Source organism: Bradyrhizobium sp. ORS 375, assembly GCF_000239775.1.
Taxonomy (GTDB): Bacteria; Pseudomonadota; Alphaproteobacteria; order Rhizobiales; family Xanthobacteraceae; genus Bradyrhizobium.
The window spans coordinates 19,435-33,127 of the sequence record NZ_CAFI01000026.1 but is presented as its reverse complement, the minus strand read 5'-3'; the positions used below and the strand labels follow the sequence as shown (position 1 = coordinate 33,127).

Genomic DNA, 13,693 nt, shown 5'->3' with positions numbered 1-13,693 from the left:
TCCGGCCTTCCCTACGCGACGGTTCTGCGACTTATAGGCGCTCTCCCCGGGGACAGCTGTCTTGCCCCCCATCGCCAGCGGATCATCATCCCCGCCGGCTTGGTCTCAGCGTCGGGAGACCAGGATCACGCCACTTCCCCTTCGCCTCGCTCCGTTCGTCGGCACGGGCTGTGACGCCCGGCTGCGGAGCAACGCACCCGTCGCGTCTCAGGCTCGACGCTTCATGACGATCGCGAAACGTCCCTCTTCAGCGAGCCGGGATGCGCGGAAATGTGGGGGTGATTTGCCCGTCGTGACAAGGGAGACGCTAGCGACAAAACTGGCACGACGGGCAGTTGGCGTATGCGGGGCATGCGAGGGATTGCCCGTCGGGGCAGATGATTAGTGAGATGACCGGCCACACCACCGGACCCTGACTCAGCGCGTGGGGTGCCTCTGCTCCATCGCCAGCACCGCTCGGCAACAGCGGTTTTGTTCACCGGCACCGTAACCGCGAAACCCGAATTCGTATGCAAGCGTTTTCGCTCCCAGCCTAACCGCCGAGTCCCACCGGAACATCGAGAAAGGATGCGCTGCCTAGTTGCAAACTCAGATGATCGACAAAGCGACGCAGCCTCAACGAGGTATGCCGCCGCGTAGGGTAGACGGCATGGACCGCCAAATCCGCGGTTTCGTGATCCGAGAGAAGTGCGACAAGACGACCGCTGGCAAGAGCTTGCCCGAACACGAAGCTCGGGCCGTAAGCAACTCCGGCGCCCGTCACCGCAACAGAAAGCAGCGCCTGCATGTTGTTGGATGCGAGGCGAACAGGTCCATCTATTGCGTGTATTTGTCCGTCAGGATCGGTCAAGTTCCAATCTCCGCGCGAAACGGCGTCTGTGAAGACCAATCTCGGCGCCCGGCGCAGGTCCTCCACCGTTCTCGGCACGCCATGCCGCTTCAGGAACGACGGTGCCGCGCAATACACCATTCGGCACGGAGCGAGGCGTCTGGCGACCAGATCAGAATCTTGGAGAAGACCGATGCGGATTGTCAAATCGACGCCTTCTGAGAGCAGATCGATGTAGCGGTCGCTGAGCATGGTTTCGATCGTCACCTCGGGATGCGCTTCAAGGAAACTCGCGATCACCGGGCCGAGATGCATGGCGCCGAATGTCGTCGGAGCGGCGATCCGCAAGAGTCCCTTGACGCTCGCTTGTGCCTCCTGCGCCTCCGCATGAGCGTCTTCCACGGCTTCGAGGATCTGCCGGCAGCGCGCATAATATGCCTTTCCCACGTCGGTCAGGTTCAGCGTCCGCGTGCTTCGGTGAAGCAGCCGCGCCTGCAAGTTCTCCTCGATCGCCGAGACATGCTTCCCCGCCATCGAAGGTGAAAGCCCGAAGCGTCGTGCGGCGCCGACCAGACTGCCTTCCTCCACCGCCGCCACGAACACAGCCATGCTGGTCAATCGGTCCATCCACGACCCCATTCGATAACCCGAATATCAGATGATGATAGATATTGACCAATTCTGTCTTTGGGGGATCGAGCCTAACTTTCTTTGCATCAGCCGCAAGCGGCCGGCCCAAACGAGAGAGAGGCAGATGAAAGTTCCATCCCATGGCATGTTCCCGCACGTCGACCAACAGGGCACGGGAGAATTATCGCTGGTTTTCCTGCACTATTGGGGTGGTTCATCCCGCACCTGGAGGCTGGTGACGGCTGCGCTCGCGCCGAGCTTTCGTACGGTTGCCATCGATCACCGCGGTTGGGGGCAATCCGAAGCGCCCGCCGCCGGCTATGCGCTGGCGGACATGGCGGCAGACGCCGAGGGTGTCATCGCGGCGCTCGATCTGCGGCGCTACGTCCTCGTCGGCCATTCCATGGGCGGCAAGGTCGCCCAGTTGATGGCATCGCGCCGACCGGTCGGCTTGAGAGGCCTCGTGCTCGTCGCGCCTTCGCCGCCCACTCCCATGGCCCTTCCCGAGGCGCAGCGCGAGATGATGATCCGCGCCTACGATAGCCGCGCAACTATCGAGGCGACGATCGACAATGTGCTGACGGCGAAGCCGCTTCCCCCGGAGCTTCGCGAGCAGGTTATCGCGGACAGCCTGAAAGGCGCGCCAGCGGCGAAGCTGGCCTGGCCGCGCGCGACAAGCCAGGAGGACATCACTGGCAAGGTCGGCAACATCGACGTCCCGACGACCGTGATTGCCGGCGAGTTGGACAACGTCGATGCGCCGGATGTGCTGAGGGCCGAGTTATTGCCCCGCGTGCCCGGCGCCACGATGCACGTATTGGCTGGAACCGGGCATCTGTCGATGCTGGAATCGCCAGAGGAAGTGGCCGCGTTGATTCAAGGCTTCTGCAAACAACTCACATAGTAGGGCAGCCAAAAAAGACCTCTGATCGCACCAATTCAGAGGTTGGCGCGCGTTGGAGAGTTCAATTCTGCAATTCGCGAACGCTTCTGCCCTGATGCGTGGCTCGTTAGATCCAGTTCGTTGCGGGCTAGTGGTCGACTGGGCCGACTCGACCTCCTCCACTGATAACTGTCGGCGCTTCTACTTAGATGTCCGGAGATAGAGCGAGCGCTTATCGTAAGCCGCGAGCGAACCGGGATGCCCGCAACCGCAGCCGGGCAGCGCGTCGACCAGACGCTCCTGCGGCACCTCACGAAAAACGTGCGGCGGCGGTCGAGCCCAGGGCGGTGCAAGCCCTAGAACGCCGCCTTACCGATCGAGGCGCCGCCGTCGACGTGGAGGGTCTGGCCGGTGATGAAGGCAGCCCCCTCCGACAGCAGGAAGGCGATGGCGGCGGCGATCTCCTCCGGCCGACCGAACCGTTTCGTCGGGACACCCGCGAGGTAACGACGTTCGCCGTCGCTGCCGGGCGGGTTGTTGGCGCGGAACAGTTCGGTCTCGGTCGGTCCCGGCGAGACCGCGTTGACCGTGATGCCCGTGGTCGCGAGTTCAAGCGCCCAGCTGCGGCTGAAGCTCACCAGCGCGGCCTTGGCCGCGGCATAGGCAGTGCGCTCGATCGAGCCGAGCACCGTCAGGCTGGAGATGTTGACGATGCGTCCCCAGCCTCGCTCCATCATGCCTGGAAGCACGGCCTGCACGGCTTGCAGCGCCGGATGCAGATTGACCCGCATCACCTCGTCGAGCGCGGACAGATCCACCGCGCCGAGCCGCTGGGGGCGGACCAGGCCGACATTGTTCACCACGCCGTCGACGCGGTGGCGGGTAACGAGCTCGCGCAGCGCCGCGTCGGTCGCGCGGGCATCCGCGAGGTCAACCGACACGAGCGTGCCAGGGAAGTCCGTTGCCGCGCCGCGCGCGAGGCCGACGACCTCGTGCCCGTCCTGCGCCAGGCGATCGGCGAGCGCCCGGCCGATGCCCTTGCTCGCGCCGGTGATCAGGAAAGTACGTGTCATGAGGACCTCGCGAGAACCATTGTCGATCGGGAGACGTGCGCGTAGGGCTAGGCGGCGACGGCGGCGGCGCGGCGCAGTGCCGGCAGCATGTCCTCCGGCTCGGGCCGGCGGGTGTAGTCCGGGTTCACCTCTGCATAGAGGATTCTGCCGTCCTGCCCGATGACGTAGCGGGCGGGCATCGGCAGCGTCCAGCTCGGATCGCCGTTGAACGCCGGCAGGTCGTTCTTCAGGCTCTTGTAGAGATCAACGAGATAGTCCGGCAACGCGAAGCGCAGGCCGAAAGCGGCGGCGACATCATTGCGGACGTCAGACAGGATCGGGAAACGCAACTCGTTCTGGCGTACCGACTTGCGGCTGTTGGCCGCCGTCTGCGGCGAGATCGCAACGAGGCTGGCGCCAAGTTCTTCGAACGCGGGCAGAGCCGCCTGCAACGCCTGCAGCTCCATGTTGCAATAGGGGCACCAGACGCCGCGATAGAAGCTCACCACCAGCGGTCCTCGCGCGAGCAGATCGACCGATGAGACCGGCTGGCCATCCGGATCATTGAGCGTGAAAGCAGGCGCCGTATCGCCCGCCTTGAGCGCGCGAGCCGCGGCGCCGATGGCGATCAGCTCCGCGGTGGCGCGGTGCATGGTCTCGATCACGGACGGCGGCACATTGTAGGGCGGCTTGCCTGCTTCGAAATCGGCACTGAAGGCATCGAGTTTGGACTGAAGTGTCATGGATGTATTCCTTGGATTGAGTTGGCAGAGTGGAGGGTGAGCGTTTCAGGGACGCGGCGGCAGCGGCGCCGTGCGACTATCGTTCATTCCACGTGGGAATAGCCCAGCGAGCGCCATCGCTTAGACGGCAGGAACGAGCGCGCTGACGCGCGCAATGGCCCGCTGAACGGCCGGCCGGCCTTCGATGTCGGCGTACCAGCGCCGGACGTTGGACGTGTCCTCGAGACTGACACCGGCAAATTCGCGCCGCCACAGCCAGCCGAAATGGGCAATGTCGGCAATCGTCAGCGCCTCGCCGGCGACGAAGCGGTGCCGGGCGAGGACGCCATCGAGGATCGAGACCGTGCGGCTGGCCTCGCTCGAGAAGCGCTCGATCGCGATCGGCTGCGGCTCGGCCGCGAAGCGCTGGAAGAAGCCGGACTGGCCGAATGCGGGACTTAAGCCTGAGGCGTGGAAGAAGAGCTGCTCGAACACGCGCGCCCTGCCCTCGCCCGAGGCCGGCAACAGACGTCCGGTCTTCTCGGCGAGGTAGACCAGGATGGCGGCAGACTCGGTCAGCACCAGATCGCCATCGACCAGCACCGGCACCTTGGCATTCGGATTGAGCGCGAGAAAGTCGGGCGCCTTCTGCTCGCCCTTGCGGACGTTCACGCCGTGCAGCGCATAGTCGAGCCCGAGCTCCTCCAGCGCGATCGGCACCTTGACGCTGTTGGGCGTGGCGAAAGCATAGACGTCGAGCATGAGTCATCCCTTCGAATGTGGCCGCGGGCTGAAAGATCGTGCCGCCAGCACGATGGTGCCGCCGGCGGCTCCCGGTGATCCGATGATCGGTCAGCACAGCGGATTGATGCGCCTTCACCGCTCGACAGGGCAGCGGGCCATGAGCGATAACGCTCATTCCACGGAGGAATGACGTTGGACCGATATCAGGCGATGGCCACATTCGTGCGGGTCGTGGAAACGGGCTCCTTCTCGGCCGCGGCGCGGCACCTCAATGTCGGCCAGCCCGCCGTGTCGAAGACCATCGCGCAGCTCGAGGACAGGCTTCAGGTCAGCCTGCTGATCCGCTCGACGCACGGACTGACGCCGACCGAGGCCGGGCAGCGCTTCTACGAGCGGGCCAAGGCCGCGATTCAAGAGGCCGATGAGGCCGAGCTCGCGGCGCGTGGAGCGGGCGCCGGACTCTCGGGCTGCCTGCGCGTCTCCGCTGCAACGACCTTCGCGCGCTTGCACATCGTGCCGCTGCTGCCGCGCTTTCTCGACCGGCATCCCGAGCTCGACATCGACGTGATCCTCGACGACCGGGTGATCGACCTCGTGGCCGAAGGCATCGACGTCTCGCTGCGCATGGGCACGCTGGCCGACTCGTCCGCGGTCGCGCGCAAGCTCGCAACCGGCCGACGCTCGGTCCTGGCCTCACCCTCCTATCTTGCGCGCGCGGGCGAGCCGCGGAGTCCCGCCGATCTCGCGGAGCACGAGGCGGTGATCTACAGTCAGCTTCCGAATGTCTGGTCGTTCACGCGCGAGGGCGCCGAAGTCTCAGTCTCGGTGCATGGGCGCATCAAGGTGAGCGCGGCAGAGGGGCTGCGGGCTGCGGTCCTCGCGGACATGGGCCTGACCATCGCATCGGACTGGATGTTCAGCCCGGAGCTCGCCAGCGGCGCCGTACGCCGCGTGTTGAACGACTGGAGCCTGCCGCCGCTCGATCTCTGGGCGATGTTCCCCGCGGGCCGCCTCGCGAGCGCCAAAGCGCGCGAATTCGCACGTTTCGTCGAGGCCGCGTTGGCCGAAGGCTCTCCCGGCGCTGCATAAAGCTCTCTCTGAGACGCGAGCCTCGCTCCCGGACGACTTGGCTGTTTGCTCTCGCACCGTCGATCAAGGGCGCTGCCGTGAGCCAATGGTCGTCAAACTCACCGGAGGCGTTGGCTTCCATCGGACGCGGGCGACAGCATGGCCAGAGCCTTTTCGAACGCCGCCTCACGAACCTCGGCGGCGAGCGCCGCGTCGGGGATCGTGCGGGCGAGCACCATGCCGCCCACGCTGAGAGCCGCCAAAGCCAGTGCAGTGGTGCGGCGGTCGTCCCGCGGGTCGGGGATGGACCTTTCATAAAGCCCTATCATGGCCTTCAGCAGCTCCTGGTACGCCGTCTGAACTTGCGGCTCTGCCCTCGCGACGTCCGACGGCAGCGCGATCATCGGGCATTGGCCTTCGAGGTCGCCGAGATGCGCGGGCGACAGATAGCTTCGGAGCATGTTCGCGGCGTCCTCCAGACCAGGATCGATCGGATCCACCCCAGCCTCGGAGCGCCAACGCGCGCCCCGCCCCATCAGGAAGCTGGAGACCGCCGCGGCGAACAGCTCCTGCTTGTTGCGGAAATGGCTGTAGAAGCCGCCACGCGTTAGCGACGCCGCCTCCATCACCATATCGATGGTCACGTTGTCGTAGCCGTGCCGATTGAACAGCAGGCGCGCGTTCTCGACGATGCGCGCGCGCGTTTCGGCCTTGTGTTCCGGTCGATAGGGCAAGGTGACGTCTCCCGTCGCGACGGTAGCAGCCGGCAGAATATGTTCTTGAACATATTCTGCCGAAGAGCATCTGTGGGCGTCCATCGACAAAGCGACAACGGGAGCCCGAACCTTGGCGACGACATTTTCCGGCGGCTGCCTCTGCGGCCGCGTCCGCTACACCTGCACCGCCGAGCCGATGATGGCCGGCCACTGCCATTGCGAAGATTGCCGCCGCAGCAGCGGAACGGGGCACTCGTCACACCTGGCGGTCTCGGCGGATCATGTCAGCATGACCGGGACGACGAAGGCCTATGTCAGGCCGTCTGCCAGCGGCAATCCCGTCACGCGGGCGTTCTGCCCGGAATGCGGCGCCCCGGTGTTCTCGACGAACCCCACTCTGCCCGGCCTGCTCTTCCTGCGCGCATCGAGCTTGGACGACCTTGAGGTGTTCAAGCCACAGATGCACGTCTGGACCATGCGAGCGCCGACCTGGGATGCCCCGTCCGGAGTGCTCCCCGCGTACGACAAGATGCCGCCGGGGATGTGAGGCACCGTCTCCGCGGTAGTGCTTCCGGCGGAGCGTCTGCTCCGTCCGGCTCGCTGCGACACGGCTCCAGGCTTCGACCTTGGCGTGATCGCGACGATGGTACACCGAGGAAGACCTCCCCCTGCCGACAAGCCGATTGGCCGGCCCCCATCCGGCAAGCCGATGTGCCCGTACGGACGCGTACCGAGAACCGTAGCGCCTTTGCGTCGACATGCTTGCTGGAGTGTTGAAGGCGGTGAACGCCAACGATCCGCCCCTTCGGCACGTCGATCGTCGGCAGGCTCGACGGAGTTCCTCGATGAGCAAGCGACGCAAGCGCACCTCCCCGACCTCATCGCTTCGGGAGCGGCTGCTGGAGTTCGCGGCGCAGGCCCATGCTGCAGCGAAAAAGTTGCCGGCCGGGACCGCACGACGCGACCTGCTGAAGAAAGCTTCCGCAAGCGCGACGGCTGCGGAGATCGATCGTTGGCTGTCACTCTCCGATGGTAACAACGCGCAGCGACCGGCTCGTCCTTCATCCAGTCCGGTACCGCGCCAAGCCGAGGGCCATGATCCATTCTCCGCCGGACAGGGCCCTCTGCGCGATCAGGCGTCATAGCACAGACCAGAAGCAGTCAGGCCCGGCGAGCCGCGTTGAGCCTGTATCGATTCGTACCCACGACGAAGACAGGAGGCGAAAGATGCGCAGTGTTGGCTTGGCACTATCCTTTTCCGGCATTTTGGCAATCACGCAGGTCACCTGCGCCACTGCGGCCCCGCTGACGTCGCTGTCCGCAGCTGCCAAACCTCTCGAACGAGCTTCCAGCATGCGAAGCGACGTGACGGAAGTCCGCTGGCGTGGCGGCTGGGGGATCGGCGCCGGTCTTCTCGCCGGCGCACTCATCGGCTCCGCCCTTGCCGCTCCCTATTCCTACGAGCCCTACCCGGCCTACTACGGTTACGGCTACTCGTACGGTCCGGCTGCCTATTATTATCCCGGCTACGCCTATCGACCGTACTGGGGCGGATATGGGTGGGGCGGCGGCCCTCGCTTCTACACCACCTACGGCTACGGCGCCGCTCCCTGGGGCTATACGATCCGGCCGCATTGGCGAAACAGCTATGGCTGGCAGCCGCGGCCATGGCGGCGTCACCACCACGGTGTCATTCGCGCGCACCATCGCTGGTAGGCGACGCGGTCGATCCGAGCGGCGCCGCGCTCTGATCGCTGCACGGTTCTCTCAGCCCGCGCTCATCGTCCCGGTAGAGCATCCTGCAGCAGGTATGCTGCTCGACCGCCCGTCGATTCGCAAAGGGCCGCTCGCCTGGCATCATGCGACTTTGCGCGTTGCATGATGCGCCTTGCATCAAGTGCCTTGAATCAATTGCCCTGGCAGCCGACGTCAGTCGCAGCCCCGAAGTTGGTACGGGCGCGTACCAACTTTCACGCGCGAGAGTCCGACTCGGCGGGAACATCACTGCGGAAACCAGATTGCCGACTCAAGCGTCTGTGAGAGTTCTTGATCCGCTGTCGATCTTGCACCAATCTGCGGGCCACCGAGATTTCGACGCTTCATGCCCATACAGCCCTTGGCCAAGACCATTCAGGATTTCATCCTGAAGCACATTCACACTGTCGCCCAGATGGAAGCCTTGTTGTTTCTTCACGCTCATCCGCAGGAACGCTGGGCCGCCGCCGACATGGCCAAGCGTCTCTATGCCACCGAAAGAGAAATCGTCGCTGCTCTCAGCGAACTTCACCGCGACGGCTTCCTGCATGAGAGCGACGGCCTCTATCAGTTCCAGTCGTCTCCCGAGCGCGCCGCCCTCGTGGCGGAGTTCGCCGAGGCGTACCGACATCAGCTCATCCCGATCACGAACCTCATTCATGGCAAGCTTCGAAGCATCAACGCCTTCTCGGATGCCTTCAAGTGGCGCAAGGACCGCTAGCATGGCTGGCGTCATCTACACGCTCTGCGCGCTGACGAGCGCCTTGTGCACGGGCCTGCTCGCCCGCGCCTATGTCCGCTTCAAGTCGCGCCTTCTGCTCTGGAGCGCGGTGTCGTTTCTCGGGCTGACGCTGAACAACATCGCGCTGTGGGTCGACAAGATCGTTCTGCCCGCAGCGGATCTCTCACCCGTCCGCAACGCGATCGCGCTCGTCGCCATGCTCGTCCTGATCTATGGCCTCGTTTGGGAATCGGAGTAGATGGCACATCTCGGCCCGGTGCTCGGCGGCAGCGTCGCTACCTGCTCTCTCGTCGTCGCGCTGTTCTTCCTCAAGTTCTGGAGGAGAACGGGCGACCGCTTCTTCCTGCTGTTCTCGGCCGCCTTTGCGGTGGACTCCGCGTCGAGGTTTCTGCTCGCGGCCGTTGCCGTGTCCGACACGACCGAGCCGATGTACTACCTCCCTCGGCTGGTCACCTTCGGCCTCATTCTGACGGCGATCGTTCAGAAGAACACCGGCCGCGGGACGCACGACGCAAGCGATCCAGATTAGGAGACGCCCCATACCCCGCCGCTCCATGTTTCCGGCCGGACGGATGATCCGGTCTGCAGGTCAGCTCATGCGCCGGCCGGCCGCGAAATATCTCGCGCTGACGGCCGTTGCCGTCGCGATCGTCGTGACCGGACTTGTCATTCTTGCCTCGGTCCTGATCGAGAGCTGGTCGCGGCAGGACGTCGATCTGCGCTCGCGTCTGGTATTTCGATCGGTCAGGGATCGGATCGTCGCGGCGGCGGCCTCTCCCCAGCAGGCCGATATCGGCGCGCTGTTCGAGCGCATCACCGAGGACGAACGTATTCTCGCCCTCGGCTTCTGCACGCCCGATGGCGAGCTGCGCTATGCGACGAAGGATTTTCCGCGGGCCATCACCTGCCAAGTCGTCGACCGGGACAAGCGGCGGACATTCGACACCAGCAGCGCGGGCCGCCGCATCAATGTCGGCATCTTCCCGGTCAACGCTCCGCAGGCCGCCGGAGACCTCCTGGTCATCCACGATCTCGCCTATATCGACGAGCGAGCGGCCGAAGCGCGCGTCTATGCCGCCCTGGCCCTCGGCGGGATCGCGGCAGGGCTCGGCCTCTTCGCTTTCGCCGTCATATCCGCCCTGACCCGCTCCTGGGCACGCTCCATTCGGAACATTCTGCAAGGCACATCCGTCGCTGGCGAGCCATCGACGCCGTTCAGCGGCTCACCCATCGGCCGGGCCGTGCACGCGACCCTGACAGAGCTGCGCGCCGAGCGCCGCTTCGGCAGCGACATCAATGTCGACTGGTCGCCCAAGACGCTGCACCGCCTGCTCGACGAGCGACTGCCGGACTCGCAGGTGATCGTCGTCTCGAACCGGGAGCCCTATATCCACAACCATTCGAACGACGGCATCGTGCTGCAGAACCCCGCAAGCGGACTGGTCGCCGCGCTCGAACCCGTGATGCGAGCGTGTGGCGGCGTCTGGATCGCCCATGGTTCGGGCTCCGCCGACCGCGATACGGTCGACCGGCACGATCGCCTGCAAGTCCCTCCGGCCGATCCGGCGTACACGCTGCGCCGGGTCTGGCTGACCGAGGAGGAACAGACGGGCTACTACTACGGTCTCGCCAATGAGGGCCTATGGCCGCTCTGCCACATCGCTTTCGTTCGCCCCACATTCCGGGAAACCGACTGGCTGCAATACTGCAAGGTCAACGAGCGTTTCGCGGAGACGGTCGTTCAGGAGGCCACGCGTGACGATCCGATCGTGCTGGTGCAGGACTATCATTTCGCGCTGTTGCCGCGCATGATCCGCGACCGGCTGCCGAAGGCCACGATCATCACGTTCTGGCACATTCCATGGCCGAACGCCGAGACCTTCAGCATCTGCCCGTGGCGCAACGCCGTCATCGAGGGCCTGCTGGGCAGCACCATTCTCGGCTTTCATACCCAGCTTCACTGCAACAACTTCCTCGAGGCCGCCGACCGGTTCATGGAAAGCCGCGTCGACCGGGAGCACATGTCCGTGACCTATCGCGGTCATGAGGTGCTGGTGAGACCATATCCGATTTCGATCGAATGGCCACCAGCGGCCTTGGCCAATCAGGCTCCGGTGGCCTCCTGCAGGGCCTCGGTGCAACGGCGGTTCGGCCTGTCGCCGGACATGCGGATTGCGGTCGGGATCGAGCGTTTCGACTATACCAAAGGCATTCTCGATCGCCTCAAGGCCGTGGACGATCTGCTGACCCGCCACCCCGAGTGGAACGGCCGCTTCGTCTTTATCCAGGCCGCGGCCCCGACGAGGAGCAAGCTCGGCGCCTACAGCGCCTTGCAGGAGGAAGCCGAGACGCTGGTCGGCTGGATCAACGCCAAGCATGGAACACGGGAGTTCGAGCCCATCCGGCTGGTCATTCGTCACCACGAACCCGATGAGGTGTTCGAGCTGTTCAGGGCCGCCGACATCTGCGTCGTCTCGAGCCTGCATGACGGCATGAACCTGGTCGCGAAGGAATTCGTCGCCGCGCGCGACGACGAACAGGGCGTGCTGATCCTGTCGACCTTCGCCGGCGCCTCGCGCGAATTGTCCGAGGCCCTGCTCGTCAATCCCTACGATACGCACGGCATGGCCGACGCCTTGCAGCATGCGTTGCAGATGTCCCCGTCCGAACAGCGCAACCGCATGCGGCTGATGCGAGAGCTTGTCCGGGAGAAGAACGTGTATCGGTGGGCGGCGCAGATGCTGCTCGACGCATCGCATATCCGGCAGCGCCAGCGCATCGGCTCGGTCGGGCCGGAGTCACAGCGACGGTCGGCCTAGATCAATCTCGGCTGGTGGCAAGCTCCGAACGAGATGTCGCGCTCAGCGCACGGCCGGCGCCGTCTGACGCAACAACCAGAGTCGCGATGATGCTAAGGCCAATGTCGCGATGCCGCTCAGCCCCACCGTGACGGCCGCCGATCCAGGCAGATCGATGAAGGCCGGCGACAGGATCGCCAATGCCGATGCCACGACCAGAATATATTCTTCCCAAGCTTCGAACGCCCTCAGGGCTGCCACACTGGTGACAGCGATGACCGCCCCCAGCACGCCGGCCGTCCGCGTTGCGGTGTTTGTGACCGGACCGCCGAAGCCGAGCACCCAGGGCGACGAGAACAAGAACGCCCCGACAATCAAGTTCGCGACGTCGCACCAGGACCCGTTGAAGAAAACGGCCTTTGCCGTCCTCCTGACCGAGTGCGGCTTGAAGCGTTCCGACACGGGCCTACATACGCTTGCCGAGTGAGAGCGCCACGCATTGCTTTCGACCGTCATTGAGATTCCCTCCGGGTCGTTGTTCGCTCGATTCAGCCCCCAGATCGGCTTGGGCGGCGGTCGACGATCCGGAGCAGCGCTCCGCCGCTCCGGATCAGGTCGCTTACATGTTGCTCGAATACTTGAACGACGGGGCGGCCTTCAGCTGCTCTGCCGTCGTGTCCATCGAGGCATGCCACCGCTTGTCGCTCTGATCATATTTGATCTTGATCGCGGACGGACGCACGGCGACGTACTGATCGCCGATGCCGAGAAAGCCGCCGACCGACAGAATGTAGCCGTCGACACCATTCTCGTTGAAGGCGATATCCTTGATGGTGCCGATGTTCTGCTTGGCCATGTTGTAGACGTCGAGTCCGATCACCCGCGATCCGAGCCCGTCCTTGGCCGGCACGGATGTGAAGGCCCCGCCAGGAGCTGCATCCGGCGCGGAGCCCGCCGATGCCGCAGTGTTCGCGCCAACTGTCGCAGGTTCATCCATCGCATTCGCTCCGACGAACACCATGATCGGATTGCCCGACCGGTCCTTCGCCTGGATCACGGTCGGGGCGGAGATCACCTTCACGTTCGTGAAGCCGGACTGCTGGAGGTTGGCGACGATGTCCTGCCGGCCGCCCTGATTTGCGGCCGGTGCCTGCGATACGGTCTCGGCAAACGCTGTCGTCGATGCCAAGGCTGTCATGGCTGTCAGCGCGAGCGCTGTCGTCAGATTTCGCATGGGATATACCTTCTTGAAGTAGGTGTTCGATCTCGAGCGACCGTCGATGTGATGAGGAGGATTTCCCCTCCTCACGATCGCGTCGCGGTCTACGGACAGGGATGGCGCTGTCCGTCGTAGCCGAGATAGGTGCCCGAGCTCGGGTCGTAGGACCTGTAGCGCTGGGAACAATAGGCGTCGGTCTCTGCCGCCTGCGCGCGGCTGTTGGCGATGGCTCCACCGATCACCGCGCCTGCTGCCAGACCGCCGATCGCCGGTCCCCAGCCGTAACCGCGTCCATATCCGTGATGGTAGCCGTATCCCCGGTGACCGTAGCGCCAGCCGCCGCCGCGCCAGCGCGCTTCGATCACGTTCGTCGCATTGACGTTGCTCCCCGCTGCGATCGGCGCCTTGGGGGAGATGACGGTCGCCGCGGACGCCATGTCGGCGCCCGAGAGGATCGCCACGAACGCAACAGCTGCGACTGGAACTGCGTTTCTGATGGGCATGGAGTTCTCCTTCGTTTCGATTTGCGAAGGAC

17 protein-coding genes are annotated in these 13,693 nt (G+C 64.7%); 9 read left to right on the top strand and 8 right to left on the bottom strand.

Annotated elements, in window-relative coordinates:
• Window positions 1-532: 532 nt before the first annotated feature.
• Window positions 533-1,438, bottom strand: a complete 906-nt coding sequence (locus BRAO375_RS02410) for a LysR family transcriptional regulator (RefSeq protein ID WP_244423099.1) — start codon at window positions 1,436-1,438, stop codon at window positions 533-535.
• A gap of 145 nt (window positions 1,439-1,583) precedes the next feature.
• On the opposite strand from BRAO375_RS02410, the gene BRAO375_RS02405 reads away from it, so the two are divergent.
• Entirely contained in the window at window positions 1,584-2,363 is a 780-nt protein-coding gene (locus BRAO375_RS02405; RefSeq protein ID WP_009025854.1) for an alpha/beta fold hydrolase, read from the top strand.
• A gap of 335 nt (window positions 2,364-2,698) precedes the next feature.
• Here BRAO375_RS02405 and BRAO375_RS02400 read toward each other — a convergent pair whose 3' ends face one another.
• The 3 genes from BRAO375_RS02400 to BRAO375_RS02390 form a co-directional block, all read right to left on the bottom strand.
• On the bottom strand, window positions 2,699-3,415 hold the full coding sequence (locus BRAO375_RS02400; protein WP_009025853.1) for an SDR family oxidoreductase: 717 nt from the start codon (window positions 3,413-3,415) through the stop codon (window positions 2,699-2,701).
• Window positions 3,416-3,462: 47 nt separating this feature from the next.
• Window positions 3,463-4,137 (bottom strand): peroxiredoxin-like family protein, encoded by a 675-nt coding sequence (locus BRAO375_RS02395; RefSeq protein ID WP_009025852.1) that lies wholly within the window; start codon window positions 4,135-4,137, stop codon window positions 3,463-3,465.
• A 120-nt stretch (window positions 4,138-4,257) separates the two neighbouring features.
• On the bottom strand, window positions 4,258-4,878 hold the full coding sequence (locus BRAO375_RS02390; protein WP_009025851.1) for a glutathione S-transferase family protein: 621 nt from the start codon (window positions 4,876-4,878) through the stop codon (window positions 4,258-4,260).
• Window positions 4,879-5,070: 192 nt separating this feature from the next.
• On the opposite strand from BRAO375_RS02390, the gene BRAO375_RS02385 reads away from it, so the two are divergent.
• Window positions 5,071-5,949, top strand: a complete 879-nt coding sequence (locus BRAO375_RS02385; RefSeq protein ID WP_244423098.1) for a LysR family transcriptional regulator — start codon at window positions 5,071-5,073, stop codon at window positions 5,947-5,949.
• Window positions 5,950-6,047: 98 nt separating this feature from the next.
• Here BRAO375_RS02385 and BRAO375_RS02380 read toward each other — a convergent pair whose 3' ends face one another.
• The gene (locus BRAO375_RS02380) at window positions 6,048-6,662 is read right to left on the bottom strand and encodes a TetR/AcrR family transcriptional regulator (RefSeq protein ID WP_009025849.1); all 615 of its coding nucleotides are present in this window, start codon (window positions 6,660-6,662) and stop codon (window positions 6,048-6,050) included.
• A gap of 112 nt (window positions 6,663-6,774) precedes the next feature.
• Here BRAO375_RS02380 and BRAO375_RS02375 point away from each other — a divergent pair, with 112 nt between their 5' ends.
• From BRAO375_RS02375 to BRAO375_RS02350, 7 genes are all read left to right on the top strand, one after another.
• Window positions 6,775-7,191 (top strand): GFA family protein, encoded by a 417-nt coding sequence (locus tag BRAO375_RS02375; RefSeq protein WP_009025848.1) that lies wholly within the window; start codon window positions 6,775-6,777, stop codon window positions 7,189-7,191.
• A gap of 298 nt (window positions 7,192-7,489) precedes the next feature.
• Entirely contained in the window at window positions 7,490-7,789 is a 300-nt protein-coding gene (locus BRAO375_RS37135; RefSeq protein WP_009025847.1) for a hypothetical protein, read from the top strand.
• A 208-nt stretch (window positions 7,790-7,997) separates the two neighbouring features.
• Window positions 7,998-8,360 (top strand): hypothetical protein, encoded by a 363-nt coding sequence (locus BRAO375_RS02370; RefSeq protein ID WP_244423097.1) that lies wholly within the window; start codon window positions 7,998-8,000, stop codon window positions 8,358-8,360.
• A 385-nt stretch (window positions 8,361-8,745) separates the two neighbouring features.
• Window positions 8,746-9,120 (top strand): hypothetical protein, encoded by a 375-nt coding sequence (locus tag BRAO375_RS02365; RefSeq protein ID WP_009025845.1) that lies wholly within the window; start codon window positions 8,746-8,748, stop codon window positions 9,118-9,120.
• Between the two features lies 1 nt (window position 9,121).
• Complete coding sequence (locus tag BRAO375_RS02360) at window positions 9,122-9,379, top strand: DUF5985 family protein (protein WP_009025844.1); 258 nt, start codon at window positions 9,122-9,124, stop codon at window positions 9,377-9,379.
• Window positions 9,380-9,670, top strand: coding sequence for a DUF5985 family protein (locus tag BRAO375_RS02355; protein ID WP_009025843.1), 291 nt, complete (start codon window positions 9,380-9,382; stop codon window positions 9,668-9,670).
• A 67-nt stretch (window positions 9,671-9,737) separates the two neighbouring features.
• Window positions 9,738-11,960 (top strand): alpha,alpha-trehalose-phosphate synthase (UDP-forming), encoded by a 2,223-nt coding sequence (locus tag BRAO375_RS02350; protein WP_035638524.1) that lies wholly within the window; start codon window positions 9,738-9,740, stop codon window positions 11,958-11,960.
• A 42-nt stretch (window positions 11,961-12,002) separates the two neighbouring features.
• Here BRAO375_RS02350 and BRAO375_RS35950 read toward each other — a convergent pair whose 3' ends face one another.
• The 3 genes from BRAO375_RS35950 to BRAO375_RS02335 all read right to left on the bottom strand — a co-directional run bounded on the left by BRAO375_RS35950 (window position 12,003) and on the right by BRAO375_RS02335 (window position 13,661).
• Window positions 12,003-12,455, bottom strand: coding sequence for an SPW repeat domain-containing protein (locus tag BRAO375_RS35950; RefSeq protein ID WP_009025841.1), 453 nt, complete (start codon window positions 12,453-12,455; stop codon window positions 12,003-12,005).
• 103 nt (window positions 12,456-12,558) lie between these two features.
• Entirely contained in the window at window positions 12,559-13,173 is a 615-nt protein-coding gene (locus tag BRAO375_RS35590; RefSeq protein WP_009025840.1) for a PRC-barrel domain-containing protein, read from the bottom strand.
• Window positions 13,174-13,262: 89 nt separating this feature from the next.
• Entirely contained in the window at window positions 13,263-13,661 is a 399-nt protein-coding gene (locus tag BRAO375_RS02335) for a BA14K family protein (RefSeq protein WP_009025839.1), read from the bottom strand.
• Between the last annotated feature and the right edge of the window lie 32 nt (window positions 13,662-13,693).

Bases quoted from the DNA above. Each gene is read 5' to 3' on its own strand.
- BRAO375_RS02350 (WP_035638524.1), top strand. From the start codon at position 9,738: ATGCGCCGGCCGGCCGCGAAATATCTCGCGCTGACGGCCGTTGCCGTC.
- BRAO375_RS02355 (WP_009025843.1), top strand. From the start codon at position 9,380: ATGGCACATCTCGGCCCGGTGCTCGGCGGCAGCGTCGCTACCTGCTCT.
- BRAO375_RS02365 (WP_009025845.1), top strand. From the start codon at position 8,746: ATGCCCATACAGCCCTTGGCCAAGACCATTCAGGATTTCATCCTGAAG.
- BRAO375_RS35950 (WP_009025841.1), bottom strand. From the start codon at position 12,455: ATGACGGTCGAAAGCAATGCGTGGCGCTCTCACTCGGCAAGCGTATGT.
- BRAO375_RS02405 (WP_009025854.1), top strand. From the start codon at position 1,584: ATGAAAGTTCCATCCCATGGCATGTTCCCGCACGTCGACCAACAGGGC.
- BRAO375_RS02410 (WP_244423099.1), bottom strand. From the start codon at position 1,438: ATGGCTGTGTTCGTGGCGGCGGTGGAGGAAGGCAGTCTGGTCGGCGCC.
- BRAO375_RS02390 (WP_009025851.1), bottom strand. From the start codon at position 4,878: ATGCTCGACGTCTATGCTTTCGCCACGCCCAACAGCGTCAAGGTGCCG.
- BRAO375_RS35590 (WP_009025840.1), bottom strand. From the start codon at position 13,173: ATGCGAAATCTGACGACAGCGCTCGCGCTGACAGCCATGACAGCCTTG.
- BRAO375_RS02360 (WP_009025844.1), top strand. From the start codon at position 9,122: ATGGCTGGCGTCATCTACACGCTCTGCGCGCTGACGAGCGCCTTGTGC.
- BRAO375_RS02400 (WP_009025853.1), bottom strand. From the start codon at position 3,415: ATGACACGTACTTTCCTGATCACCGGCGCGAGCAAGGGCATCGGCCGG.
- BRAO375_RS37135 (WP_009025847.1), top strand. From the start codon at position 7,490: ATGAGCAAGCGACGCAAGCGCACCTCCCCGACCTCATCGCTTCGGGAG.
- BRAO375_RS02335 (WP_009025839.1), bottom strand. From the start codon at position 13,661: ATGCCCATCAGAAACGCAGTTCCAGTCGCAGCTGTTGCGTTCGTGGCG.
- BRAO375_RS02385 (WP_244423098.1), top strand. From the start codon at position 5,071: ATGGCCACATTCGTGCGGGTCGTGGAAACGGGCTCCTTCTCGGCCGCG.
- BRAO375_RS02370 (WP_244423097.1), top strand. From the start codon at position 7,998: ATGCGAAGCGACGTGACGGAAGTCCGCTGGCGTGGCGGCTGGGGGATC.
- BRAO375_RS02395 (WP_009025852.1), bottom strand. From the start codon at position 4,137: ATGACACTTCAGTCCAAACTCGATGCCTTCAGTGCCGATTTCGAAGCA.